The sequence below is a fragment of the Lysobacter silvisoli genome (assembly GCF_003382365.1).
Classification (GTDB): Bacteria; Pseudomonadota; Gammaproteobacteria; order Xanthomonadales; family Xanthomonadaceae; genus Lysobacter; species Lysobacter silvisoli.
In genome coordinates this window covers 417,368-442,287 of sequence record NZ_QTSU01000003.1, presented here as the reverse complement: position 1 = coordinate 442,287, position 24,920 = coordinate 417,368, and the positions used below count along the sequence as shown (strand labels likewise).

Genomic DNA, 24,920 nt, shown 5'->3' with positions numbered 1-24,920 from the left:
AAAAAAAGCGGAGCCGAAGCTCCGCTTTTCTAATCCGGTGCGCGCCAGCGGCGCGCGGGTCGGTTCAGGGCCACTTCGGCGGATTGGCCGCCCAGGCGGCCTGCACTTCGGCCAGGGTCTTGCGCTCGGCCTCGGTCCAGCCCGGCAGCAGGCGCGCGAACTGCGCGCTGGTGTTCCACTGGGTGGGCTCGGTGCGCACGGCGGCGGCGTACCACTGCACGGCTTCGTCCTTGCGGCCCAGCGACCACAGCGACAGCGCCAGGGTCGGCGGCATCCAGCTGGCGGTGACGCCGCGCGCGGCGTGCAGGGTGCGCCATTGCTGGAACGCGCTTTCGTGGTCGCCGCTGCGATACAGGTCCCAGGCGTAGTTCCACACCACCGAACGCCAGATGCCGTCGGTGGCGTCCAGGCCGGACAGCGAGCGCGCGTAGAGCTGGCGGCCCAGGTCGGTGCGGCCGGCTTCCATGGCCAGATGGGCGAGCTGCGCGGCTTCGGCGTCGGCGCCGACCTTGCGCTCGAGGATGCGGCTGAGCTTCTGCATCGCCACTTCGCCGGTTTCGCGCACCACGATCACCGGTTTGACGGTGTTGGCGTCGGCGTCGAAGTAGAACTCGGCGGGCTTGGGCAGCGAGGCGGCGCTCTGCGCCGCGGCGGTTCCGGACACGGCCATGGCGGCCGCCAACAACAAACTACGAATTCGCATGATCGGTGGATCCCCCTGATACGCGTACATGCTAACCCGAGTAGCGTGAAGAGCGGGCCGGGCATCACGGTTTACGCGGTGGGACGGGGGCTTGGAGGCAAAGCAAATCCCCCCTAGCCCCCCTTTTTCAAAGGGGGGAAATCTGGAGCAGGCTGGTGTTGCTGTTCCCCCCTTTGAAAAAGGGGGGGTGGGGGGATTTGCTTCTCCCCGTTCAGCGCGGCAGCAAGGTCACCCGCTCCACCGCCCACAGCGGGTCGTGGTTGCCGCTGGCGAACACCAGGCACAGGTCCTGGCTGCCCTGCAGCGGCGGCAGCTTGGCGCGCAGCGTGGTCAGGCCGGGGTTGAGCCGGGCCGAGCCCAGCGGCAGCACCGCGATGGGCGTGCCCTCGCAGCTGCCGGCGCGCACTTCCAGGGCGCCGTCGGGGCCGTTGGCCGGGCGCGTGACCACCTTGGGCGTGTCGTGCCAGAGCTGGAAATTGAACGGCACCTGGCCCACCCGCACCTCGATCGCGCCCACGCGGTCCATCGCCGCGCCTTCGTAGATCCAGCACGGGTCGAACACGTCGGCCAGCAAGCCCGCGCGCGGCGAGCGACCGCCCAGGCCGTCAGCGGGCGCGTCGTCTTCCATGCGCAGGTTCAGGCCGCCCTTGCATTGGCGCAGGCGGTTGGCGGTGCGCATGGTCAGCGCGGCCAGATCGGCCGGCGCGTAGCGGCGCGGCGCCGACAGCGGCTTGCCGTCGACGTAGGTCGCGGCCTGGAACACGGTGGGCGGGCGCAGCGGCAGCGGCGAGGCGTAGGCGGCCGACTGCGCGCTCAACGTGCCCTTGCCCTCGACGTAGCGGATCTCGCCGAAGCCGACCTGATTGCTCATGGCCACCATCGGGTGGCCCTGGCCATCGCGCTCGACCGCGAAACGCACCGCGAAGGCCGAATCCGAAGCGTTGTAGCCCTGCGCCTGATAGCGCGCCATCTGCGGCACCAGCCGGCGCAGGAAGCCGTTCCAGTCGCGCGCGCCCTTGGGCGACCACACCGCCTCGGCCAGCGCGGCCGCACGCGGGAACGCCGCGCGTTCCACCGCCTCGAAGCTGCGGCGGTGCTCGTTCCACAGGTTGGCCTGCGCGCCGAGCACGTGCTTGGCCTGGTCCGGCGTCAGTTCGGCCGGCACCACTTCGAACTCGTACACCGACTTGAGCGTGACCGCGGCCAGGCGGCCCGGCGGCTCGTCGTCGTTGTCGCTTTGCACATGGTCGAAGTACAGATCCGGCGCCGGCGCCAGCACCACGTCGTGGCCGGCGCGCGCGGCTTCCACCGCGCCCTTGGTGCCGCGCCAGGACATCACCGTGGCGCGCGCGGGCAGGCCGCCTTCGAGGATCTCGTCCCAGCCGACCAGGCGGCGGTTGTGCGTGCCCAGGTATTGCTCGATGCGGCCGACGAACCAGCTCTGCATCGCCATTTCGTCCTTCAGCCCCAGCGCGGTTTTGCGCGCCTGGGTGCTGGGCGAGGCCTGCCATTGATCCTTGGCCGCCTCGTCGCCGCCGATGTGGATGTAGCGCGAGGGGAACAGGGCGGTGACTTCGGCCAGCACGTCCTGCAGGAAGACGAAGGTGGCGTCTTCGGTGTTGAACAGATAGGTGTGCACGCCCCAGTCGGGCGAGACCGGCGGCGGCGCCTTGAGCACGTCGCTCACGCCGAACTCCGGGTAGGCGGCGATCGCGGCCTGGGCGTGGCCCGGCATTTCGATCTCCGGCACCACGGTCACGTAGCGCTGCGCGGCGTAGCGGACCACGTCGCGGATCTGGTCCTGGGTGTAGTAGCCGCAGTACGGCTTGGGTTCGCCGGTGGCCGGATCGCGGCCGGAGGCGCCGGCCGGAATGCGGCAGGAGCCGACTTCGGTCAGGCGCGGGTATTTCTTGATCTCGATGCGCCAGCCCTGGTCGTCGGTCAGGTGCCAGTGGAAGGTGTTGAGCTTGTGCAGCGCCATCTGGTCGATCAGCGCCTTGACCTGGTCCACGCTCTGGAAGTGGCGCGCCGAGTCCAGCATCAGCCCGCGCCAGGCGAAGCGCGGCGCGTCCTCGATGCGCTGGGCGGCGATGCGCGCCGGGCCGCGCGCGCCGTCGGCGGTGGCCAGCTGCCACAGGGTGACCGCGCCGTAGAACAGGCCGGCCGGTGCGCGCGCCTGGATACGCGCGCCCTCGGGGCCCACTTCCAGGGTGTAGGCCTCGTCGCTGGTCAGCGCGGCCTGCGGGTCGATGGCGAACACCACCGTGGTCTTGGCCTCGCCTTGGGCGGTGCCGCTGGCGTCCACCGGCGGGGCGAAGCCGCGCAGGCGCTGCAGGCGCGCGGCGAAATCGCCGGCGATGCGCGCGGCCTCGGCGTTGCCGCCGGCGGCCTGCAGGCGGGTGCCCGCGTCGAGCACGAACTCGCCTTCGCGCGCCTGGATCTGCGCCGGCAGCGGAATCACCGGTGTGGTCTGCGCGCGGTTTTCGGCCGGTACCGCGGTGGCCTTGCCGTCGTCTGCGCGCTGGCAGGCGGGCAAAGCCGCCGCCAATGCGATCGCCGCGGCCAGCGCCGCCCCCATGCGTTTGCTGCCCATCCCGCCCCCTAGGTCGTATCCGAATGCCATTCCCAACCGCCACTCATACAACAAGCGGGCCCGGCATAACCGGGCCCGCTGTCGCAGCTGCGCGGGTCCGCACCGCCCTGGGGGCGGTCCGGACCCGGCTGGAGCCCTCTACCGGCTTCAATAGTTGAAGCGGAAGTTGAGGTAGTACTGGCGGCCGTTCTCGTAGATCGAGCGCGGGCGGTCCTTGTTTTCGGCGTAGTACTTGGTCTTGGGGTTGTTGAGGTTCATCGCGTCCAGGCTCAGCGACATGTGGTCGTTGATCTTGTAACCGAACGACGCCGACACGCTGTCGATGTCGTCCTGGTAGAAGGACGAGGCGCGATCCAGGCCGCTGAAGAACTCCGAGCGGTAGGTGTAGTTCACCCGGGCGTTGAACTTGTCGTTCTCGAACCACAGGCCGACGTTGTAGGTGTTCTCCGAGGTGCCCAGCATCGGGGTGCCGTCGTCGGTGTCGCCTTCGGCGTAGGTGTAGTTGGCGAACGCGCCGAAGTAGTCGCCGATCGGACCTTCCCAGGCGATTTCGAAACCGTTGACCTTTGCGCCGGAGTTGACCGGGATAGTGATGTCGTAGTCGACCAGGACGCCGTTGGGACGCTGCGCGTCGATGGTCATGTACTGACGGCGCACGTTGGCCAGCGATACGTAGTTGTCGATGTTCATGCTGAAAACGCCCAGCGAGAACAGCGCGCGCTCACCGTAGTACCACTCGAAGGTCGCGTCTAGATTGGTCGACAGGATCGGCGCCAGGTTCGGGTTGCCGCCGGTGCCGCTGCCCACTCCGTTGACATCGGCCGGCGGAAGCAGCGAGACCGCACCGGCGATGGCGGAGAAGTCCGGACGGGTCAGCGTGCGCGAAGCGGCGAAGCGCAACACCTTGTCCTCGGCGATGTCCAGCTTGAGGTTGGCGCTGGGCAGCCAGTCCTTATAGGTGTTCTTGGTGACTTCCCGCTTGTAGGGCCCGAATGCGGACGTGGTGATTACGCCCGGCTCGTTGGGATTGGTCGCTTGGACATAGTTGGTCACCTCCTCCTGGGTGCGCACATAGCGCATGCCCAGGTTGGCGGTCCAGCGCTCGCCCTGGAAGTTGAGCTGACCGTAGGCGGCGCTGCTGCGCTCCTCCAGACCGTAGGCGCCCAGGTAGTAGAAGCGCGAGACCGGATCGCGGTTGGCCAGGCGTGCGAACCTGGACAGGCTTTCCGGCGAGAAGTACCAGATGTTGCGTGGGAAGTTGCCGCCGATACCGTTAGCGAAATCACCCGGGTAGTTGGTATAGCCCTGCGGCCAGGTGGCCGGATTGAACGGGTCCTCGGGCAGCGCGAAGTTCGGGCCCTGCGCGGTGACCTGGTCCAGGTTGCGCTCATGGCGCGCCTCGCGCACGCCGAAGTCGATCGAACTGACCAAGCCGCCGTCGAGGAAGTAGGTGCCGTCGATCTGGCCCCAGTCTTCCTTGTCTTCCACGTCGATGTCGTTGAAGCCGAAGATCCAATCCAGGCGGTAATCGGTGTTGGGAACGCCCGGCGCGCCGGTGTTGGCGTTGCCCAGGCCCCAGTCGGCCGCGCCGACGCCGTTGAGGCGCCAGTGACCGCCGCTGTTCAGGCCCACGTCCCACTCGGCCACGTCCTGCACCGGAGTTTCGCCGTGGCCTTCGGAGGTGCCGGCCTGAGCCGACAGGCGCAGCTTCTCGCTGACATCCCACTTGCCCGACAGACTGAAGAACTCGGTGCTGGACTTGGAGCCCGGACGCGAGATCTGGTCATAGATGCCGAACGCGTTGGACGGGGTCACGCCCGGGGTCGGCGCGAAATCGGCCGAAACCAGGGTGTTGTTGCGCACCACGTAGCCCGGCAGCGGCACCTGGCCGTTGTTGCCGGCGGTGCCGTTGATGATGCGCGCACCCCAAATCAGATAATTGCGGTTGTAGTTGTCGGCCTTCATGTCCGAACGGAAGTAGTTGGCTTCCAGTTCGAAGTTGTCGGCCGGCTTCCACTGCGCGGTGAACATGCCGCCGGTGCGCTTGCGTTCCTGCTCGAACAGGGCCGAGCCGATCATGGTCGGGAAGAACACGCCGACCAGGTCCGGATGGGCCACGCCGGCAGCGGTGCCTGCGCCGATCTGCTCGTAGCCGAGGATTTCCTGGCCGTCGCGGCGCAGGTGGCGCTCTTCGCTGAAGGCCTGCACGGTGATGCCGAAGGTGCCGTCCGCGTTCTTCCAGTTGCCCAGCACCGAGATCTGCGGGTCGGTCTTGCTCGGCTGATCGGCATAGACGGCGCCGACGGAGCCGAAGATGCTGAAGCCCTTCTCGAAGTTGAGCGGGTTGCGGGTGACGATGTCGACGCTGCCGACCGCGCCGCCTTCCACCAGCTTGGCTTCCGACGACTTGCGCACCACCACCTTGTCGACCAGTTCCGACGGCAGCAGCGAGTAGCTCACGCTGCGGCCCACAGTGCCGGTCTGGTTGAGCACGAACCAGTCGCCGCTGGCGATGTTGTGGCCGTCGATCAGGGTCTGGGTGAAGCTGGGGCTGGTGCCGCGCATGCTGACGCGGTCGTTCTCGTCGAACGCGCCCTCGTTGGCGCTGGCCGCCGAGATGTTGACGCCGGGCACGCGCGCGAGCGAGTCGGCGACGTTCTTGTCCGGCATCTTGCCGATGTCTTCGGAGGTGATGACTTCGACGCGGGTGACGTCGTCGCGCTTGGTGTCCAGCGACTGCTCGATCGCGCCGCGGATGCCCTTGACCACGATGGTGTCGAGGTCGGTGGCGTCCTGATTGGCGGGTGCGGCGTCCTGGGCCACGGCCTGGCCGGCGAAGCCGAGAGCCGCGACGATACTGACGGACAGAATGGTCTTGCGAACTTTCATTGGGTTCTCTCCCTCGGGCTGTGGTCCTCTCCGCCGCTCGATCTGTGCCGATTGGGCGAAGCCTGGTACGTCGTTCCGGTACCGTCGTGGGGACGCACCGGGCATTGCGGTGGATCGGGCAGCGCGCTCTTGGGCTCAGGCCCCTTGCGCGTGCTCCAGGTACCAACTGGCGGCGCCGATGACGCCGAGTTGTTCGTTCTCGATCAGGCGCACCGGCACCCGCTCCAACACCGGGCGCATGGCGCCCTTGTTGAGCAGGCGCTCGCGGAACTCGCTGGCGTCGAGGAAATCCTTCAGCTGCGGCAGGATGCCGCCGGCGATGAACACCGACTTGGCGCCGCTGACCACGGTCAGGTCGCCGATCACGCCGCCCAGCAGGGCGCAGAAGGTCAGCACCGCCTCGCGCGCGGTCGCGTCGCCGCGGCGCGCGGCCTGGGTGATCGCCGCCGGCGCGCGCAGGCTGGGCGCGGCGCCGTCGATCGCGCACAGCGCGTCGTACAGGTTGACCAGGCCGGGGCCGGAGACCAGGTGTTCGGTGGACACGTGCGCGCCGCGCTGGCGCATCCAGCGCAGGATCTCGATCTCGCGCGCGTTGCCGGGCGCGAAGGCGGTGTGGCCCGATTCGGTGGGCAGGACCACGGTGGCGCCGCGGAACGGAATGCGCACCGCCGCGCCCAGGCCGGTGCCGGGGCCGATCACCAGCACCGGGCCCGGCGCGGATTCGGTCACGCCCGGGGTGAGCAGGGTGGAGTCGCCGGGCGCCATGCACTGGGCGGCGTGGGCGGCGGCCTGGAAATCGTTGATGAACTGCACTTCGCGCAGGCCCAGCTCGCGCCGCAGTTCCGACAGCGAGATGCGCCAGGGCAGGTTGGAATTGATCACCGCGTCGTCCAGCACCACGCCGGCGCAGGCGATGGCCACGCGGTCGGCGCCGGCACCGGCGCCCGCGCCGGCGAGGAAGTCGGCCAGGATCGCGGACAGGCTGGGGTAGTCGGCGCAGACGTACTTGCGGTGCGCGAGCACGGTCACGGCGTGTTCGCCGGCCGCGCCGGCGCGGACCAGGCCCACGCGGGTGTGGGTGCCGCCGACATCGGCGGCGATGAAGGGCGCGGCGGCCGGGGCCAGCTTGCTGGCGGCGCTCATGCGGCGCGCTCGCAGCGCACGGGGCGGCGCGGGCCCGGCGCGCAGGACTGCGCCGCGCAGGACGACACCACGACCCGGTTCGAATCCGACTGCATCGTTCCCTCCCTTGCCCTGATTCCCACGAATTCCCGGCCAGCCCCCCGCTGGCGGAGCCGAGAGTGCCCAGCATTTGACAACGTTGTCAACAAGCGGTCATGGAGCGGCCAAGAAACCACGGAAACTGCGAAATCACGGCATTTCCTGTGGTGCAACGCAACATAAAGGCGCGCCGAGACGGGGCTGAGGACCGGCGCGTCGGCGGCCGGGTTCTGGCTTGTCGGACAAAGTTGTGACACCGTTGAGCCAACGGATGTCGCGCAGGTCATTGGCGACCCGGGATGCCGCGGGGCGCGCCCCGCTCTTGCTTATGGAGGGGAGTCCACACGCATGTCCACGTCCAACAGCGGCAGCCCGCCGCAGCGCCACCTCGGCTCGATCGCCATCGTCGGCGGGCTGTTCTTCATCTTCGGCTTCGTCACCTGGCTCAACGGGCCGCTGATCGCGTTCGCGCAGCTGGCCTTCGACGTCAGCGAATCGCTGGCGTTCCTGATTCCCAGCGCCTTCTACATCTCCTACTTCTGCCTGGCGCTGCCGTCCTCGGCCATCCTCAAGAAAACCGGCATGAAGAAGGGCATGGCCCTGGGCCTGTTCCTGATGGCGGTGGGCGCGGCGGTGTTCGGCCAATACACCACGCAGCGCGTGTATCCCGGCGCGGTCGCGGGCATCTTCGTGATCGGCGCGGGCCTGGCGATCCTGCAGACCGCGGTGAATCCCTACATCAGCATCCTGGGACCGATCGAAGGCGCCGCGCAGCGCATCGCGGTCATGGGCATCTGCAACAAGCTCGCCGGCTGGGCCGCGCCCTACGTGATCGGCACCTTGGTCATGCACGGCATGGGCGACGTGGCCAGCCAGGTCGCAGGCGCCGATGCGGCGACCAAGGACGCGGTGCTCAACGCCTTCGCCGCGCGCATCCACGACCCCTACATGCTCATGGCCGGGCTGCTGGCCCTGCTCGCGGTCGGCATCCTGTTCTCGCCGCTGCCGGAAATCCGCGCCGAGCAGGTCAACGCCGAAAGCGCCGACACGGCCGGCGGCGGCAAGGGCGGGCTCATGCAGTACCCGCACGTGTGGCTGGGCGCGCTGTGCATCTTCGTCTACGTCGGCGCCGAGGTGATGGCGGGCGATGCGATCGGCACCTACGGCCACGGCTTCGGCCTGCCCTTGGACAAGACCAAGTTCTTCACCTCCTTCACCCTGGGCGCGATGCTGATCGGCTACCTGGTGGGCCTGGTGGCGATCCCGCGCTTCATCTCGCAGGAGCGCTACCTGAGCGTGTCGGCGGTGCTGGGCGTGGCGCTGACCATCGGCGCCTACCTCACCCAGGGCATGGTCTCGGTGGGCTTCGTCGCCGCGCTGGGCTTCGCCAACGCGATGATGTGGCCGGCGATCTTCCCGCTGGCGATCCAGGGCCTGGGCCGGCTGACCGAGAAGGGCTCGGCGCTGCTGATCATGGGCATCTCCGGCGGCGCGGTGATCCCGCAGCTGTTCGTGCACCTGAAGCAGATGTACGACTTCCAGGCGGTGTTCGCGCTGCTGATGATCCCCTGCTACCTGTACATCCTGTACTTCGCCGTGCGCGGCCACCGCGCCGGCCAGCGCCATCGCGCCGCGGTCGGCGCGGCGGCGGCACAGCGCGGCTGATCGCGGCCGGGGACCGGGCGCGTGCCCGGTCCTCGCGGCGTTTGGCGGTTGCGCGCGAACGCTTGCTTAGCGGCGGCACCCGAGTAGGCTAGACCCATGCCGCGCCCGCGGCCCGAACCACGACCGAGGCCGCGTGCGCCGACCCACGATCAAAGACGTCGCCGAACGCGCCCAGGTCTCGCTCAAGACCGTATCGCGCGTCATCAACGACGAGCCCAGCGTGCGCGCCCGCACCCGCGCGCGGGTCAACCAGGCCATCGCCGAGCTCGACTACCGCCCCGACCCGTCCGCACGCAGCCTGCGCAGCGCGCAGCCGTACGCGATCGGCGTGGTCTACGACAACCCCAATCCCTACTACATCATCAGCGTGCAGAACGGCGTGCTCGCCGCCTGCCGCGAAACCGGCTACGGCCTGCAGATCCATCCCTGCGATTCGTCCTCGCCGCTGCTGGCGGCGGACCTGATCGATCTGGTGCAGGGGGCGCGCCTGGCCGGCCTGGTGCTGGCGCCGCCGATGTCCGAGCGCATGGAGCTGGTCAGCGAACTGGTCGCGCACGGCATCCGCCTGGTGCGCATCGTCTCGGCCGCCGAAGACCCCAAGGACGGCGCGCCCTGCGTGTGGGTGGACGACCGCGACGCGGCCTACGACATCACCGAACACCTGATCCAGCTCGGCCACCAGCGCATCGGCTTCCTCTGGGGCGGCAAGTCGCACCGTTCCAGCTGGGAACGTTATAAGGGCTATGCGCAGGCGCTGAGCGATTACGGCATCGCCGAGGACGAGACCCTGGTGCTGCCGGGCGACTATTCCTTCGACGACGGCTTCCGCGGCGCCCGCCGCCTGTTCGCCCTGCCCGACCGGCCCACCGCGATCTTCGGCAGCAACGACGAAATCGCCGCCGGCGTGCTGGCCGCGGCCAAGTCCTCGGGCATGCACGTGCCCTACGACCTGTCGATCGCCGGCTTCGAGGACAGCCCGTTCTCCAAGCAGTCCTGGCCCACCCTGACCACCGCGCGCCAGGCCACCGAGGAGATCGCGCGGCACGCGGCCTACCGCCTGATCGCCGAGCTGCGCCGCGAAACCGACCAGCCGCTGCAGATGCCGGCCAACGAAGGCTTCAGCCCGATGCTGGTGGTACGCGGCTCGACCGCGCCGCCCAGGCCGGCACAGGGCGCGGCGAACACCGCGACCTGAGCGCTTCAATCGCTTTGGGGTAGGAGCGGCGTGAGCCGCGTCCGCGCCACTTCGCTCACCAACGCGGTCGTGGCTTATGACCGAAGGAAATCCCCGTGGGACGCCGCTCCCACAGAAGACCGACGCACCACGGCTTTGGGGTAGGAGCGGCGTAAGCCGCGACCGCGACAATTCGCTGGCCGGCGCAACTCCTGATCAGGCTAATCCCCAAAAGCCAGGCGCACCGCCTTTTGTGGGAGCGACGTGAGTCGCGATTGCGTCGGCGGTGGGAGTTGCGCGGTCGCGGCTCACGCCGCTCCTACCCCAAAGCTGATGCTCAGCCGCGCAATGCGGCGGCTTCGCGCGCCAGGGTTTCGATCTGCGCCCAATCGCCGGCGCGGGCGGCGGCCGACGGCGCGACCCAGGAACCGCCGACGCAAGGCACGTTGGCCAGCGCCAGGTAGTCGCGCGCATTGCCCAGGCCGATGCCGCCGGTAGCGCAAAAGCGCAGCTCCGGCAACGGTCCGCCGATGCTGCGCAGCGCACCGGCGCCGCCGATGGATTCGGCCGGGAAGAACTTGAGGTAGCGATAGCCGTGCTCGGCCAGCGCCATCGCCTCCGAGGCGGTGGCCGCGCCGGGCAGCCAGGCCAGCCCGCTGTCCGGAGCCGCGGCGATCAGCGCCGGGCTGGCCCCAGGCGAGACGGCGAAGGTCGCGCCGGCCGCGCGCGCGGCATCGAAATCCTGCGGCCGGCGCACGCTGCCCACGCCGACCGCGGCACCTTCGACTTCGGCGGCGATCGCACGCACCGCCTCCAGCGCCACCGGCGTGCGCAAGGTCACCTCGATCGCGGGCAACCCACCGGCGACCAGCGCGCGCGCCAGCGGCACCGCCAGCGCCAGCTCGTCGATCACCAGCACCGGCACCACCGGCGCCAGCGCCAGCACGGCGCCGATGCGTTGCTGCGATTCGTCGATCGAACTCATTGCGTACTCCTAGGACGGTGCGGCGCGAATTGCGCAGGCTAGCCTTGCCGTGGCTGCGCGCTCAAGCGCGCGCGGCGACTTCGTCGATATGGCGCAGCAGGTCGGCCGGGTCTTCGTAGACGCGGAAGCCGCCGGCGCGTTCCAGTTCGTCCTGGCCGTAGCCGCCCGAGAGCAGGCCCACGCCCAGGGCGCGCGCGCGGCGCGCGGCCAGAAGATCCCAGATGCTGTCGCCGACCACGATGGAATGCTCGATGTCCACGCCCAGCTTGTCGGCCGCGGCCAGGAACAGGTCGGGGTCGGGCTTGGCATGGCGGACCATGTCGCGGGTGATCACCGGCACCACCGCCGGGTCCACGCCCAGCGCGGTGAGGTTGTGGCGCGCGGTTTCCATGCGTCCGCTGGTGGCGATTGACCAGGGAATGCCGCTGTCGCTGAGGTAGGCCAGCAACTCCACGGCGCCCGGCAGCGGCCGTATCTGCGCGGCCTGCGCCGCATAGGCCTGCGCGTGCAGGCGGTGCAGGCGCTCGACCCGCTCGGGGGTGATGTCGATACCGGTTTCGCGCAGCAGGATGTTGGTGAACAGCCCGCCGCTCATGCCGATCTTGCGGTGGATGCGCCACACCGACAGCGGGATGCCGTCGGCGTCCAGCGCCTGCTTCCAGGCCAGCACGTGCTGGTAGACGCTGTCGACCAAGGTGCCGTCCAGGTCGAACAGGAAGGCGGTGGGTTGCGGGGCGGGCATGCGGTGCTCCGGCGGATGCGAAGGAGTGGCGTTCTACCGACCGTCATTCCCGCGAACGCGGGAATCCAGAGTCTTTAGCGCCGTGTATCGGTACTTCTGTCGCGATGAAGCCCTGGGTTCCCGCGTTCGCGGGAACGACGAGCTGGGTCTCATAACGGCTGCGGCGGCAGCACGCCCGCGCCGCGGTCGGCCGGCGCGGCGTAGTCGCGGAACGCGGCGAACAGTTCGCGGCCCATGCCGACATGGTGCGTGGACAGGTCGGCCACGGCCGGTGCGCGCGCCGACCAGTCGGCGTCGCCGATCACTTCCAGCGTGCCGGCCACCGCGTCCACGCGCAGCACGTCGCCGTCGCGCAGCCTGGCCAAGGGGCCGCCTACCGCCGCTTCCGGAGTCACGTGGATCGCCGCGGGCACCTGCCCGGACGCGCCGGACATGCGGCCGTCGGTGACCAGGGCGACGCGGTGGCCGCGCTTTTGCAGCACGGTCAGGGTCGGCGTGAGCTGGTGCAGTTCGGGCATGCCGTTGGCGCGCGGGCCCTGGAAGCGCACCACCACCACCACGTCGCGGTCGAGTTCGCCGCGCTCGAAGGCCTGCTTGACCTCGTGCTGTTCGGCGAACACCCGGCACGGCGCCTGGACCGTCCAGCGGTCTTCGGGCACCGCCGACACCTTGATCGCCGCGGTGCCCAGCGCGCCGCTGAGCACGCGCAGGCCGCCGTCGGCGCGAAACGGCTCGGCGGCCGGACGTAGTACGGAGGGGTCGCCGCTACGTCCGGCCGCCGGCACATAGGCGATGCGCCCATCGCCTTCGAGCCGCGCTTCGACGCGGTAACGGTTGAGGCCGGGGCCGGCCACCGTCTCGACATCGCCATGCAGCAAGCCGGCGTCGAGCAGCTCGCCTATCAAGAACGCCAGACCGCCGGCGGCGTGAAAATGATTTACGTCGGCGCTGCCGTTGGGGTAGACCCGGGCCAGCAGCGGCACCACCGCCGACAGCGCGTCGAAGTCCTCCAGGCGCAGCTCCACGCCGGCCGCCGCGGCGATCGCGATCAGGTGCAGCAGGTGGTTGGTGGAGCCGCCGGTGGCATGCAGGCCGATCACGCCGTTGACGATGGCGCGCTCGTCGACGATGCGGCCGATCGGACGCCAGTCGTCGCCCAGCGCGGTGATCTGCGCCGCGCGCTGCGCGGCTTGCGCGGTCAGTGCGTCGCGCAGCGGGGTATTGGGGTGGACGAAGCTGGAGCCGGGCAGGTGCAGGCCCATGAGCTCCATCAGCATCTGGTTGGAGTTGGCGGTGCCGTAGAAGGTGCAGGTGCCGGGGCCGTGGTAGCTGCGCGCTTCGGCTTCCAGCAGTTCCTCGCGCGTGGCCTCGCCGGTGGCGTAGCGCTGGCGCACGCGCGACTTCTCGTCGTTGGGCAGGCCCGAGGTCATGGGGCCGGCCGGGACGAAGATGCCGGGCAGGTGGCCGAAGTGCAGCGCGCCGATCAGCAGGCCCGGCACGATCTTGTCGCACACGCCCAGGTACAGCGCGGCGTCGAACATGTCGTGCGACAGCGCCACCGCGGCGGACATGGCGATCACGTCGCGCGAGAACAGCGACAGCTCCATGCCCTCGCGGCCCTGGGTCACGCCGTCGCACATGGCCGGCACGCCGCCGGCCACTTGCGCGGTGGCGCCGGCTTCGCGCGCGGCGGCCTTGAGCAGTTCGGGGTAGCGCTCCAGCGGCTGGTGCGCGGAGAGCATGTCGTTGTAGGAGGTGACGATGCCCAGGTTGGGCGCGGCGCCGCTGCGCAACGCCTGCTTGTCGCCGGGCGCGCAGGCAGCGAAGCCGTGGGCGAGATTGCCGCAGGACAGGCGCCGGCGCTGCGGCGCGTTGCCTTGCGCGGCGGCGATACGAGCCAGGTAGGCCTGGCGGCGCGGCGCGCTGCGCTCGACGATGCGCTGGGTGACCTGGGCGACGATGGGGTGCAGTTGGATGTTCACGTGTGCTCGGTTTTGTTCCCCCTTTTAAAATGGGGGACTAGGGGGATTTGCTCTTGGCTACACATTCCGAGAGAAGCAACGGCAAAAGCAAATCCCCCCAGTCCCCCTTTTTCAAGGGGGGGAACTGCATTGATGGGGGCTCGTAGCGTTGCATCACGGGCTCCAGTACAACGTCGGCGGTACCGGCGCGCCGGACAGCACCGCGCGGATCGGCAGGGTGCAGCGCGGGTCGCGTTGCGCGGTGTCCAGCAGCGCGCGCTTGTTCGCGCCTTCGATGTGCAGGTATAGCGCCGGCGCGGTGAAGAGCGCGCTCAAGGTCAGGCTCATGCGCGGCTCGGGCATGGCCTGGGTGCGCACCGCGATCACCGGCGCGCGGCCCTGCGGCTGCAGGCCGATCTCGCGCAGCGCCGGATTGTCGCGGCCCAGGTCCGGGAACAGCGAGGCCACGTGGCCATCCTCGCCCATGCCCAGCACCGCCACGTCCAGCGGCAGGCCTTCGTTGGCGATCCGGGTCAGCACCGGCATCAGCGCCGCTTCCGGGGTTTCGGTGGGCCGGTACATCGGCAGCACCCGCGCCACGGCGGCGTTGTTCTGCAGCAGGTGATCGCGCAGCAGCTTCTCGTTCGAACGCGGATGCGAGGGCGGCAGCCAGCGTTCGTCCACCGGCAGCACGGTCACCCGCGCCCAATCCAGGGTCTGCAGCGACAGCGCCTGGAAGAAGCGCTTGGGCGTGTTGCCGCCCGACAGCGCGACGCAGGCCTCGCCATGGCGCGCGAGCGCGCCGCGCAGGTCGGCGGCGACCTGGCGCGCCAGCGCCTGCGCGAGCTGGTCGCCGTCGTCGAACAGGCGTTCGTGCAACGGCAGGGGCAAGGGCCCGATCACCGGCCAGCGCTCAGCTTGCGTCTTCATGCCAGGTCCTTCCATCGCGTTCGATCAGGGCGACCGCGGCGCTGGGGCCCCAGCTGCCGGCGGTGTAAGGGCGCGGCGCCTCGGCGCCCGCGGCCCAGGCGGCGCGGATCGGGTCGATCCACTTCCAGGCGGCCTCGACTTCGTCGCGGCGCATGAACAGCATCGGGTTGCCGCGCACCACGTCCATCAGCAGGCGTTCGTAGGCATCGGCCTGGCGGCCGCCGAAGGCCGCGGCGAAGCTCATGTCCAGCGGCACGTGACGCAGGCGCAGGCCGCCGGGGCCGGGCACCTTGTTCATCAGCCACAGCTTCACGCCCTCGTCGGGCTGCAGGCGCAGCACCAGCTTGTTCGGCGCCAGCCGGCTGGACGGGTCCTGTTCGGTGAGTTCCTCGAAGATCGAATGCGGCACCTGGCGGAAGGTCACCACGATCTCGGACATGCGCTCGGCCAGGCGCTTGCCGGTGCGCAGGTAGAACGGCACCCCGGCCCAACGCCAGTTCTTCACCTCGGCCTTGAGCGCGACGAAGGTTTCGGTGAGCGACTGCGCGCCCAGCTCCTGGGCGTAGCCGGGCACGGCATGACCGTCGACCGCGCCGGCCTTGTACTGGCCGCGCACGGTGTACTGGGCGGCGTTTCCGTTCTCGATCGGGCGCAGCGCGCGCAGCACCTTGAGCTTCTCGTCGCGGATCGCGTCGGCGGCCAGCGAGGACGGCGGCTCCATCGCCACCAGGCACAGCAGCTGCAGCAGATGGTTCTGGACCATGTCGCGCAGCGCGCCGGACTTGTCGTAGTACGGCGCGCGCGATTCCACGCCCACCGTTTCGGCCACGCTGATCTGCACGTGGTCGATGTGCTCGGCCTTCCACAGCGGTTCGAACAGCGCATTGCCGAAGCGCAGCGCGGTCAGGTTCTGCACCGTTTCCTTGCCCAGGTAATGGTCGATGCGGAAGATCTGGGTTTCGGCGAACACCCGGCCGAGCGCGTCGTTGATCGCATCGGCGCTGACACCGTCCTTGCCCAGCGGCTTTTCCACCACCACCCGCGTCTTCGGCCCGACCAGGCCGTGCGACTGCAGGCGGTCGCCGACCACGCCGAACAGGTCCGGGCCCACCGCCAGGTAGAACACGCGCACGCGCTCGTCGCCGGCGAACTCGGCCGCGAACTCCGGCCAGGCCGCGTCCGAGCTCAGGTCCAGGCGCCGATACAGCAGCAGGGCGAGGAAGCCGTCCACGGCCTCGGCCTGGCGCGCGTCGACGGCGGCGAACCTGGCCAGCGCCTCGCGCACGCGGCCGCGGTAGTCCTCATCGCTCTGGGTATCGCGGGCGATGGCGACGATGCGGGTACCGGCGACGATCTGGCCGTCGGCATAGCGGTGGAACAGCGCCGGCAGCAGCTTGCGCAGGGCCAGATCGCCGGTGCCGCCGAAGATCACCAGGTCGAACGGGGCCAGCGGCGCCGAATGCGGGGCCTGGGCGGGATGGGGCACGGTGTAGACGCTCATGCGGGGACTCGGACTGGTCTGCTAGGAACCATACCAGAAACGATACCAGTGAGATACCAGTCTCGCAACATGGCCTAGAATCAATGGTTTAAATGAGCATATGCCGCGATTGTTGCCGATAGTGGTCTGCCACTGGTATCTTTCGCGTCATGGAGCCCTACCTCGTCAGCGAGTTCCGCCGCCAGGCCCAGGCGCGCCGTGCGCCGGCCTATCAGCACCTGCGCCGGACCCTGCAGCACGCGATCGAGAACGGCGAGCTCACCGCCGGCCAGGCCCTGCCCGGCGAGCGCGAACTGGGCAAGTTGCTGGACCTGTCGCGGGTGACCGTGCGCAAGGCCATCGCCGGCCTGGTCGCGGACGGCCTGCTGCTGCAGCGCCAGGGCGCGGGCACCTTCGTCGCCGAGCGCATCGTCAAATCGTTCTCGCGCCTGACCAGCTTCACCGACGACCTGCGCGCGCGCGGCCTGGACCCGCGCTCGACCTTCCTGGAGCGCGGCGTCGGCGAAGTCACGCCGGAAGAAGCGATGGCGCTGAACCTGTCGCCGGGCGCACCGGTGGTGCGCTACTACCGCCTGCGCACCGCCGACGGCGTGGCCCTGGCGCTGGAGCGCACCGTGGTGCCGCTGGCGGTGTTGCCCGATCCGGCCTTGGTGGAGAACTCGCTGTACGAAGCCTTCGCCCAGCTCGGCATCCGCCCCGCGCGCGCCCTGCAGCGCCTGCGCGCGATCGCCTTCGACGCCGAACAGGCGCGGCTGATGGGCCTGCCCGAAGGCGCCCCGGGTTTGTTCATCGAACGCCGCACCTTCCTGGACGACGGCCGCGTGGTCGAGTTCACCCGATCCTTCTACCGCGGCGACGCCTACGACTTCGTCGCCGAATTGCAGAGCGAGAGCGCCCCGTGAGCACGCAGACCCTGCTGGACCCCACCGCCACGCGCATGTACGCCGAGGCGCAGGAAGCCGGCGAGGCGGTCGCGCGGCAGTTCGCCGCCAATGCCGACGCGGTCGACGATCTGACCGACTACCTGCGCCAGCGCCCGCCGCGCTTCATCGTCACCTGCGCGCGCGGCAGCTCCGACCACGCCGCCACCTACGGCAAATACCTGTTCGAAACCCAGCTGGGCCTGGTCACCGCGTCGGCCTCGCCCTCGGTGGGCTCGGTCTACGCGGTGCGCCCGCAGCTGGACGGCGCTTTGTTCGTGGCGATCTCGCAGTCGGGCAAGAGCCCGGACCTGCTGCGCAACGCCGAGATCGCCAAGGCCGCCGGCGCCCACGTGCTGGCGCTGGTCAACGTGCTGGATTCGCCGCTGGCCGGCCTGGCCGATACCGTGCTGGGCCTGCACGCCGGCCCGGAAACCAGCGTGGCGGCGACCAAGAGCTATCTGTGTTCGCTGTCCGCGCTGCTGCAGCTGACCGCGCGCTGGAGCAACGACGCGGCGCTGTTCAATGCCGTGCACGAACTGCCCGACGCGCTGCGCGCCTCGTTCGCGCAGGACTGGTCGCCGCTGGTCGAGGGCCTGGTCGGCGCGCGCAACCTGTTCGTGATCGGCCGTGGCCTGGGCCTGGGCGCAGCGCAGGAAGCGGCGCTGAAATTCAAGGAAACCTGCGGGCTGCACGCCGAGGCCTTCAGCAGCGCCGAGGTCAAGCACGGACCCATGGCCATCGTCGGCCCCGGCTTCCCGGTGCTGGCCTTCGCCCAGGACGACGGCACCGGCGACAGCACGGTGGCGGTGGCCGAAGAATTCCGCTCGCGCGGCGCGCCGGTGTGGCTGGCCGCGCCGGGCCGCGGCGGCGCCGGCAGCCTGCCGCTGGCGCGCTCGCTGCATCCGGCGATGACGCCGCTGCTGACCGTGGCCAGCTTCTACAAGGCCGCCAACGCGCTGTCGGTGGCGCGCGGGCACAATCCCGATCTGCCGCCGCATTTGAACAAGGTCACCGAGACCGTCTGACATGTCCGCGCCCGCCACCGCCTTCGTCAACGGCCGCGTGCTGAGCGAACGCGGCTTCGAATCCGACCTCAGCGTGATCGTCGAAGACGGGCACATCGTCGCGGTGCTGCCCGGTCCCGCGCCGGCCGGCGCGCAGGCGGTGGATCTGCAAGGGCGCAGCCTGGTGCCCGGCTTTATCGACACCCAGGTCAACGGCGGCGGTGACGTGCTGTTCAACGATGCGCCTACCGTGGAGGGCCTGCGCGCGATCGCGTCGGCGCACCGCCAATACGGCAGCACCGGCCTGATGCCCACGCTGATCAGCGACGACGTGGACGTGATGCTGCGCGCGATCGCCGCGGTGCGCGAAGCCATCGCCTTGGGCGTGCCCGGCATCCTCGGCATCCACCTGGAAGGCCCCTACCTGGCGTCCGCGCGCAAGGGTGTGCACAACCCCGACAAGTTCCACACCCCGGACGCAGCCGAACTCGACCGCATCGCCTCGCTGGGCGTGGGCAAGACCATGTTGACGCTGGCGCCGGAGCGTTTCGACGACGCCACCCTGCGCGCGCTGGCCGAACGCGGCGTGCTGGTCTGCGCCGGCCACACCGCGGCCGATTACGAACGCCTGCGCCGCGCTTTCGGCAACGGCGTGCGCGGCGTGACCCACCTGTTCAACGCGATGACGCCGATGGGCAGCCGCGAACCCGGCGGCGTGGGCGCGGCGCTGGACGACGCCGACAGCTGGTGCGGCGTGATCGTCGACGGCGAACACGTGCACGACGCCTCGCTGCGCATCGCCATCGCCGCCAAGCCGCGCGGCAAGATCCTGTTGGTCACCGACGCCATGCCGCCGGTGGGCGGCCAGCGCGAGGACTTCGTGCTCTACGGCCAGACCATGACCTGCCGCGACGGCAAGTGCAGCACCGCCGACGGCACCCTGGCCGGCTCGGCGCTGGACATGGCCACCGCGGTGCGCAACACCGTGGAACGTTTGGGCCTGCCGCTGGACGAGGCCTGCCGCATGGCGTCGACGTACCCGGCCGAATTCCTCGGCCTGGGCCACGAGCTGGGCCGGATCGCGCCGGGGTATCGCGCCGACCTGGTGGCGCTGGACGACGAGCTGCGCGTCGCCGACAGCTGGATCGCAGGACAGCGCTGAAGCCGGCGAGCGCTATGATCGGCGCGCCCGCCGGTCTGCGCGCCAGCGCGGTCGGGCGCACCGCGCCGACGAAGGATTCGACATGAGCGACGACCGCACCGACCGCAGCAGCTACGCCCCCTTCATCCTCATGGACCGCAACGGCCACCGCTCGCTGCTGTTGGCCGAGCCGGGCATGGAAGCCAAGCAGCACCTGTTCGCCGAACGCGAAGATCAGGGCTGGAGCGGTAACGGTTATGACTGGGGCTCGCTGGCGCAGGTCGTGGTGGCCGAGCGGCTGCCGCAGCTGCAAGGCCGGCTGCGCTTCGATCCGGAGGCCGGCATGCTGTCGGTAACCGGCGAACGCGCCGACCTGGAAGCGCTAGGCGCGGCGATGCGCGCGGTGTATCGCGACGACGACGCGTTGCGCGACCTGCTGTCGCGCGCCGAGCTCGACTGAGCCGTAGCGGCCGACTGCATCACAGGCAGCCGCATGCCCAGTGACCGCGGCCGGGCGCGCCGCTCAGTCGCTCAGCCAGACACGCAGGAACTTCTGCCGCGAACGGCTCCAGAAGAACAGCGACGCCGCGCTGCCGAACTTGTAGTAGTTGATCGCCGGATCCTTCAAGCGCAATTTGGGGCGCTGCGCTTCGAAACCGAAATTGCAATCGTCGTCGCCGTCGAAGCAGCCATAGGCGACGACGCCGGGCTTGGCCGTGTCGATGGCCATGATCAAGGGTGCGTCGCGATGCTCGTCGCCCAAATCGATTTCAGCGAGCTTGAGCCAGATCGCGCCGTCTGCCGCGGACAAATGCACCCATAAGGCCTGGGCTCCGTCGTGCCTGCGCTTGAGGAGCACCGCGGTATCGTCGCGGCCGTCGCCGTTGTAGTCGGCCACGGCGCGCGCGTAGGCCGTCGTGGATGCCTTGCGCTCCGGATCGGCCAGCTCGGCAGCGCTCGGAGCACGCCAACCTGGCGGCGATGCGTCTGCAGCGGTGGCCATCGCGGCCAGCAAGGCATACGGCAACCACCGCGCGGCCATGCTCACGATGGCGCTCCCCGCCCGGCCTCGACCTCCGCCGCCAGGCGCACGATCGCCGCGATCCCCGCCTCCATCCGCGCCCGCGCCGAAGGATTGGCCGAGTGCACCGAGATCTTCGGCGGGCGGAAGCCGTGCAGGAACACGGCCTCTTCGATCCAGGCGACCACGTCGTAGCCGGTGCCGCGCGCATCGTCGCCCAGATCGTGGTCCAGGCTGAGTTCGACGACGCCGCCCTGGCGCAGCAAGGCGATGGCCTCGTCGGGCCAGTACACCCGCAGCCAGCCCTCCGGCGTGGTTCGTTCGTCGTCCAGGTAAACGCGCATGCGGCGACCTTAACCCGCCTCCGCCGCGCTGGGAAACCGCGCCCGTAAGCGATTTCAGGCCCGCGCAGCCGCACGCTGGGCGTGCCCGGGAGCCGCCTAGCCGCCGGATTCGGCACGGTTGGTATAATTCCGAGTCTTTGCTCGGAAGCCGGTCCTAGCCGCCCCGCGCGCGGACGCCCCACGTCCCTCCCCCCGCCAGCCCACCCGCGGCACCGCCGCGAGAGCCCGCCCATGACCAGCACCGCCGAACTCAGCTCGCCCTCGTCGGCGAACACGGACCTGACCAACAGCGTCCTGGACCCCGACTACACCCTCGAACACAAGTACACGCGAGAGGAAGGGCGCATCTATCTGTCCGGCGTGCAGGCGCTGGTGCGGCTGCCGCTGATGCAGCGCCTGCGCGACCAGGCCGCCGGCCTCAACACCGGCGGTTTCATCTCCGGCTACCGCGGCTCGCCGCTGGGCGGCTTCGATCTGGAGCTGTGGCGCGCGCGCAAGCACCTGGAAGCGGCCGGCGTGAAGTTCACCCCCGGCCTCAACGAGGACCTGGGCGCGACCATGGTCTGGGGCACCCAGCAGACCAACCTGTTCCCCGGCGCCAAGGTCGAGGGCGTGTACGGCATGTGGTACGGCAAGGGCCCGGGCGTGGACCGCACCGGCGACGTGTTCAAGCACGCCAACGCCGCCGGCACCGGCAAGTACGGCGGCGTGCTGGCGCTGGCCGCCGACGACCACGCCTGCCGCTCCTCGACCCTGCCGCACGGCTCGGAAGGCGAGTTCGTCAGCGCGATGATGCCCATCCTCAACCCGGCCGGCGTGCAGGACATCCTGGACATGGGCCTGGTCGGCTGGGCGATGTCGCGCTACACCGGCCGCTGGGTCGGCTTCAAGACCATCGCCGAGACCGTGGAATCCTCGGCCTCGGTGGACGTGAATCCGCTGGCGCTGCAGATCGTCACCCCGGACGATTTCGAACTGCCGCCGGGCGGCCTCAACATCCGCTGGCCCGATCCGCCGATGGATCAGGAAATGCGCCTGCACCAGTACGCGGTCAAGGCCGCGCAGGCGTTCGCGCGCGCCAACAAGATCGACCGCACCGTGATCGATTCGCCCAACGCGCGCCTGGGCATCATCACCACCGGCAAGAGCTACCTGGACGTGCTGCAGGCGCTGGAATACCTGGGCCTGGACGCGCGCGCGTGTTCGGAGCTGGGCATCCGCGTGTACAAGGTCGGCATGACCTGGCCGCTGGAGCCGGTGGGCCTGCGCGCGTTCGTGCGCGGCCTGCAGGACATCGTGGTGGTCGAGGAGAAACACGCCTTCATCGAAAGCCAGATGAAGGAGTCGATGTACAACTGGGGCGGCGGCGAACGCCCGTCCATCGTCGGCAAGTACGACGAGAGCGGCGAGTGGATCCTGCCGTCCACCGGCGAGCTGACCCCGGCGCGCATCGCCGGCGTGATCGCGCGCCGCATCCAACGTAGCAACATGGTTGAAGGCAGCAACTCCGAGCGGATGGAGAACGTGCTGCGCTGGATGGCGGAGAAGGAAAGCGAGCTGGCGCTGCCGCGCGCGGCCTTCCCGCGCGTGCCGCACTACTGCTCGGGCTGCCCGCACAACACCTCCACCGTGGTGCCGGAAGGCTCGCGCGCGCTGGGCGGCATCGGTTGCCACTACATGGTGACCTGGATGGACCGCAGCACCGACACCTTCACCCACATGGGCGGCGAAGGCGTGACCTGGTCGGGCCAGGCGGCGTTCACCGAAACGCCGCACGTGTTCCAGAACCTGGGCGACGGCACCTACTTCCATTCCGGCTCGCTGGCGATCCGCCAGTCGGTGGCCACCGGCGTCAACATCACCTACAAGATCCTCTACAACGACGCGGTCGCCATGACCGGCGGCCAGCCCGTCGACGGCACCCTGTCGGTGCCGCAGATCGCGCACCAGGTGCGCAGCGAGGGCGTGCAGACCATCGTGCTGGTGTCCGACGACATCGCCAAGTGGAGCAAGCGCGAGATCTTCCCGGGCGAGATGGAGTTCTACGACCGCAAGGAACTCGACGAGGTGCAAAAGCGCCTGCGCGAGACCAAGGGCGTGTCGGTGCTGATCTACGACCAGACTTGCGCCACCGAAAAGCGCCGCCGCCGCAAGCGCGGCAAGATGGTCGATCCGCAGAAGCGGGTGATGGTCAACAGCCTGGTCTGCGAAGGCTGCGGCGACTGCGGCAAGAAGTCGTTCTGCGTGTCGGTGCTGCCCAAGGAAACCGAGTTCGGGCGCAAGCGCGAGATCGACCAGTCCAACTGCAACAAGGACTATTCCTGCGTCAACGGCTTCTGCCCGAGCTTCGTCACCGTGCACGGCGGCGGGCTGAAGAAGAAGAAGGGCAGCAACGCCAAGGATCGCCTGGCCGACCTGCCGCTGCCGCAGCTGCCGGCGCTGGACCAGCCCTGGAACATCCTGATCACCGGCGTGGGCGGTACCGGCGTGGTCACCATCGGCGCGCTGCTGGGCATGGCCGGCCACCTGGAAGGCAAGGGCGCCTCGGTGCTGGACCAGACCGGCCTGGCCCAGAAGGGCGGCGCGGTCACCACCCACATCCGCATCGCCAAGACCCCGGCCGACATCCACGCCGTGCGCATCGCCGCCGGCGAGGCCGACCTGGTGCTGGGCTGCGACATGGTCGTGGTCAACGACTACTGGGCGCTGTCCAAGGTGCGCGCCGGCCGCAGCGCGGTCGTGCTCAACAGCTACGAAGCCATGCCGGGCACCTTCACCACGCGCCCGGACATGCAGTTCCCGGCCACCGACATCGTCGCCGCGGTCAAGGTCGCGCTGGGCGGCCAGGACCCGCACGTGGTCGACGCCACCCAGCTGGCCACCGCGCTGATGGGCGACGCCATCGCCACCAATTTGTTCATCCTGGGCTACGCCTGGCAGCGCGGCCTGGTGCCGATCGCGTTCGACGCGCTGATGCGCGCGGTCGAGCTCAACGGCGCGGCGATCGAAATGAACAAGACCGCCTTCGCCTGGGGCCGCCTGGCCGTGGTCGACCCGGCCGCCGTGGCCGAGGCCGCCGGCCTGGTGCGCAACGCGCCGACCCGCGCCGAAGCCACCCCGCGCGATCTGCCGCACCTCAAGCCCGGCGAGTGGGAAGGCAACGAGTGGGGCGCGACCTCGGCCCCGCGCAGCACCCGCAACGAGGACGAACTGCGCCATGTGCCGGCCAGCGCCGAGGGCGACAACGTCGCCTTCCTGCCGCTGGACGACCTGCGCCTGTCGCGTTCGCTGGACGAACTGATCGCGCGCCGCATCGCCTTCCTCACCGACTACCAGGACGCCGCCTACGCCAAGCGCTACAGCGACTTCGTGGCCAAGGTGCGCGCGGCCGAAGCGGCCAAGGCGCCGGGCTCCACCGACCTGGCCGAGGCGGTGGCGCGCTACTTCTTCAAGCTCATGGCCTATAAGGACGAGTACGAAGTGGCGCGCCTTTACACCAGCGGCGAGTTCCAGCGCCGCCTGCAGCAGCAGTTCGACGGCGACTACACCCTCAAGTTCCACCTCGCTCCGCCGCTGCTGGCCAAGAAGGACGCGCAGGGCCGCCTGATCAAGCAGGAATTCGGCCCCTGGGTGTTCACCGCGTTCAAGTGGATGGCCAAGCTGCGCAAGCTGCGCGGCGGCAAGCTCGACATCTTCGGCTACACCGAGGAGCGCAAGATGGAGCGCCGCCTGATCGGCGAGTACGAGCAGACCGTGAGCGACCTGCTGGCCACGCTGGACGGCGGCAACGTCGACCTGGCCGCCGAGATCGCCTCGATCCCGGAACACATCCGCGGCTACGGCCACGTCAAGGAAGCGCACCTGCATAAGGCCAAGGAGCGCGAGGCGGAGCTGATCAAGCAGTACCGCAATCCGCTGCGGATCGTGCAGGCGGCGTAAGCGGGCGCGTTAGCGACGTTCGACACAGGCCCCGCGTGAGCGGGGCTTTTGTCTTGACGCATCGACGAACGCCCGGCGGTAGCGTTTCGGAATTGACAAAATCTTCATGTCACGGCACCCTGGCGCCGCTTCGCGGCGCCAGGGTGCCGTGAGTATATCTATTCAAAAATCAATTCAAAATATG

The 24,920-nt window shown here is 69.5% G+C and carries 18 protein-coding genes; 7 read left to right on the top strand and 11 right to left on the bottom strand.

Translation table 11 applies throughout. The features are described 5' to 3' along the window. Positions 1-64: 64 nt before the first annotated feature. The 4 genes from DX914_RS16995 to DX914_RS16980 all read right to left on the bottom strand — a co-directional run bounded on the left by DX914_RS16995 (position 65) and on the right by DX914_RS16980 (position 7,328). Positions 65-670, bottom strand: coding sequence for a tetratricopeptide repeat protein (locus DX914_RS16995; RefSeq protein WP_231118309.1), 606 nt, complete (start codon positions 668-670; stop codon positions 65-67). Positions 671-914: 244 nt separating this feature from the next. Further along, positions 915-3,296 (bottom strand): family 20 glycosylhydrolase, encoded by a 2,382-nt coding sequence (locus DX914_RS16990; protein WP_158549381.1) that lies wholly within the window; start codon positions 3,294-3,296, stop codon positions 915-917. Between the two features lie 147 nt (positions 3,297-3,443). After that, positions 3,444-6,185, bottom strand: a complete 2,742-nt coding sequence (locus DX914_RS16985) for a TonB-dependent receptor (RefSeq protein WP_115860933.1) — start codon at positions 6,183-6,185, stop codon at positions 3,444-3,446. A 135-nt stretch (positions 6,186-6,320) separates the two neighbouring features. Continuing rightward, positions 6,321-7,328: a glucokinase gene (locus DX914_RS16980; RefSeq protein WP_115860931.1), complete on the bottom strand. Its 1,008-nt coding sequence runs from the start codon at positions 7,326-7,328 to the stop codon at positions 6,321-6,323. Between the two features lie 426 nt (positions 7,329-7,754). Here DX914_RS16980 and DX914_RS16975 point away from each other — a divergent pair, with 426 nt between their 5' ends. Together DX914_RS16975 and DX914_RS16970 are read left to right on the top strand one after the other, a co-directional pair. Continuing rightward, positions 7,755-9,071, top strand: a complete 1,317-nt coding sequence (locus DX914_RS16975; RefSeq protein ID WP_115860929.1) for a sugar MFS transporter — start codon at positions 7,755-7,757, stop codon at positions 9,069-9,071. Positions 9,072-9,204: 133 nt separating this feature from the next. Next, positions 9,205-10,266, top strand: a complete 1,062-nt coding sequence (locus tag DX914_RS16970) for a LacI family DNA-binding transcriptional regulator (RefSeq protein WP_115860927.1) — start codon at positions 9,205-9,207, stop codon at positions 10,264-10,266. A gap of 316 nt (positions 10,267-10,582) precedes the next feature. Here DX914_RS16970 and eda read toward each other — a convergent pair whose 3' ends face one another. The 5 genes from eda to zwf form a co-directional block, all read right to left on the bottom strand. Then, positions 10,583-11,230, bottom strand: coding sequence for a bifunctional 4-hydroxy-2-oxoglutarate aldolase/2-dehydro-3-deoxy-phosphogluconate aldolase (eda, locus tag DX914_RS16965; protein WP_115860925.1), 648 nt, complete (start codon positions 11,228-11,230; stop codon positions 10,583-10,585). Between the two features lie 61 nt (positions 11,231-11,291). Beyond that, positions 11,292-11,972, bottom strand: a complete 681-nt coding sequence (locus DX914_RS16960; protein ID WP_115860923.1) for an HAD family hydrolase — start codon at positions 11,970-11,972, stop codon at positions 11,292-11,294. A gap of 149 nt (positions 11,973-12,121) precedes the next feature. After that, complete coding sequence (edd, locus tag DX914_RS16955) at positions 12,122-13,948, bottom strand: phosphogluconate dehydratase (protein WP_115861261.1); 1,827 nt, start codon at positions 13,946-13,948, stop codon at positions 12,122-12,124. Positions 13,949-14,107: 159 nt separating this feature from the next. After that, the gene (gene pgl / locus DX914_RS16950; protein WP_196778947.1) at positions 14,108-14,863 is read right to left on the bottom strand and encodes a 6-phosphogluconolactonase; all 756 of its coding nucleotides are present in this window, start codon (positions 14,861-14,863) and stop codon (positions 14,108-14,110) included. Further along, positions 14,847-16,364, bottom strand: coding sequence for a glucose-6-phosphate dehydrogenase (gene zwf, locus DX914_RS16945; protein ID WP_115860921.1), 1,518 nt, complete (start codon positions 16,362-16,364; stop codon positions 14,847-14,849). The genes pgl and zwf overlap by 17 nt, the downstream gene beginning before the upstream one ends. Positions 16,365-16,513: 149 nt before the next feature. On the opposite strand from zwf, the gene DX914_RS16940 reads away from it, so the two are divergent. The 4 genes from DX914_RS16940 (at position 16,514) to DX914_RS16925 (ending at position 19,892) form a co-directional block, all read left to right on the top strand. Further along, positions 16,514-17,266 (top strand): GntR family transcriptional regulator, encoded by a 753-nt coding sequence (locus DX914_RS16940; RefSeq protein ID WP_115860920.1) that lies wholly within the window; start codon positions 16,514-16,516, stop codon positions 17,264-17,266. Between the two features lie 35 nt (positions 17,267-17,301). Continuing rightward, positions 17,302-18,312: an SIS domain-containing protein gene (locus DX914_RS16935; RefSeq protein WP_115861257.1), complete on the top strand. Its 1,011-nt coding sequence runs from the start codon at positions 17,302-17,304 to the stop codon at positions 18,310-18,312. Between the two features lies 1 nt (position 18,313). Continuing rightward, positions 18,314-19,453 (top strand): N-acetylglucosamine-6-phosphate deacetylase, encoded by a 1,140-nt coding sequence (nagA, locus tag DX914_RS16930; protein ID WP_115860918.1) that lies wholly within the window; start codon positions 18,314-18,316, stop codon positions 19,451-19,453. A gap of 82 nt (positions 19,454-19,535) precedes the next feature. Next, positions 19,536-19,892 carry an Imm51 family immunity protein gene (locus DX914_RS16925; protein ID WP_115860916.1) on the top strand — a complete coding sequence of 119 codons (357 nt, stop codon included), beginning with the start codon at positions 19,536-19,538 and terminating at the stop codon, positions 19,890-19,892. 63 nt (positions 19,893-19,955) lie between these two features. Here the strand turns inward: DX914_RS16925 and DX914_RS16920 are convergent, their stop codons facing one another. Both DX914_RS16920 and DX914_RS16915 read right to left on the bottom strand, forming a co-directional pair. Further along, positions 19,956-20,480: a hypothetical protein gene (locus tag DX914_RS16920; protein ID WP_147300715.1), complete on the bottom strand. Its 525-nt coding sequence runs from the start codon at positions 20,478-20,480 to the stop codon at positions 19,956-19,958. Continuing rightward, positions 20,477-20,797 (bottom strand): cyclic-phosphate processing receiver domain-containing protein, encoded by a 321-nt coding sequence (locus tag DX914_RS16915; RefSeq protein WP_115860912.1) that lies wholly within the window; start codon positions 20,795-20,797, stop codon positions 20,477-20,479. The genes DX914_RS16920 and DX914_RS16915 overlap by 4 nt, the downstream gene beginning before the upstream one ends. A 279-nt stretch (positions 20,798-21,076) precedes the next feature. Between DX914_RS16915 and DX914_RS16910 the strand changes: the two genes are divergently transcribed. Then, the gene (locus tag DX914_RS16910; protein ID WP_425480703.1) at positions 21,077-24,736 is read left to right on the top strand and encodes an indolepyruvate ferredoxin oxidoreductase family protein; all 3,660 of its coding nucleotides are present in this window, start codon (positions 21,077-21,079) and stop codon (positions 24,734-24,736) included. Positions 24,737-24,920 lie beyond the last annotated feature (184 nt).

Bases quoted from the DNA above. Each gene is read 5' to 3' on its own strand.
- DX914_RS16995 (WP_231118309.1), bottom strand. From the start codon at position 670: ATGGCCGTGTCCGGAACCGCCGCGGCGCAGAGCGCCGCCTCGCTGCCC.
- DX914_RS16990 (WP_158549381.1), bottom strand. From the start codon at position 3,296: ATGGGCAGCAAACGCATGGGGGCGGCGCTGGCCGCGGCGATCGCATTG.
- DX914_RS16985 (WP_115860933.1), bottom strand. From the start codon at position 6,185: ATGAAAGTTCGCAAGACCATTCTGTCCGTCAGTATCGTCGCGGCTCTC.
- DX914_RS16980 (WP_115860931.1), bottom strand. From the start codon at position 7,328: ATGAGCGCCGCCAGCAAGCTGGCCCCGGCCGCCGCGCCCTTCATCGCC.
- DX914_RS16975 (WP_115860929.1), top strand. From the start codon at position 7,755: ATGTCCACGTCCAACAGCGGCAGCCCGCCGCAGCGCCACCTCGGCTCG.
- eda (WP_115860925.1), bottom strand. From the start codon at position 11,230: ATGAGTTCGATCGACGAATCGCAGCAACGCATCGGCGCCGTGCTGGCG.
- DX914_RS16960 (WP_115860923.1), bottom strand. From the start codon at position 11,972: ATGCCCGCCCCGCAACCCACCGCCTTCCTGTTCGACCTGGACGGCACC.
- pgl (WP_196778947.1), bottom strand. From the start codon at position 14,863: ATGAAGACGCAAGCTGAGCGCTGGCCGGTGATCGGGCCCTTGCCCCTG.
- zwf (WP_115860921.1), bottom strand. From the start codon at position 16,364: ATGAGCGTCTACACCGTGCCCCATCCCGCCCAGGCCCCGCATTCGGCG.
- DX914_RS16940 (WP_115860920.1), top strand. From the start codon at position 16,514: ATGGAGCCCTACCTCGTCAGCGAGTTCCGCCGCCAGGCCCAGGCGCGC.
- DX914_RS16935 (WP_115861257.1), top strand. From the start codon at position 17,302: ATGTACGCCGAGGCGCAGGAAGCCGGCGAGGCGGTCGCGCGGCAGTTC.
- nagA (WP_115860918.1), top strand. From the start codon at position 18,314: ATGTCCGCGCCCGCCACCGCCTTCGTCAACGGCCGCGTGCTGAGCGAA.
- DX914_RS16925 (WP_115860916.1), top strand. From the start codon at position 19,536: ATGAGCGACGACCGCACCGACCGCAGCAGCTACGCCCCCTTCATCCTC.
- DX914_RS16915 (WP_115860912.1), bottom strand. From the start codon at position 20,797: ATGCGCGTTTACCTGGACGACGAACGAACCACGCCGGAGGGCTGGCTG.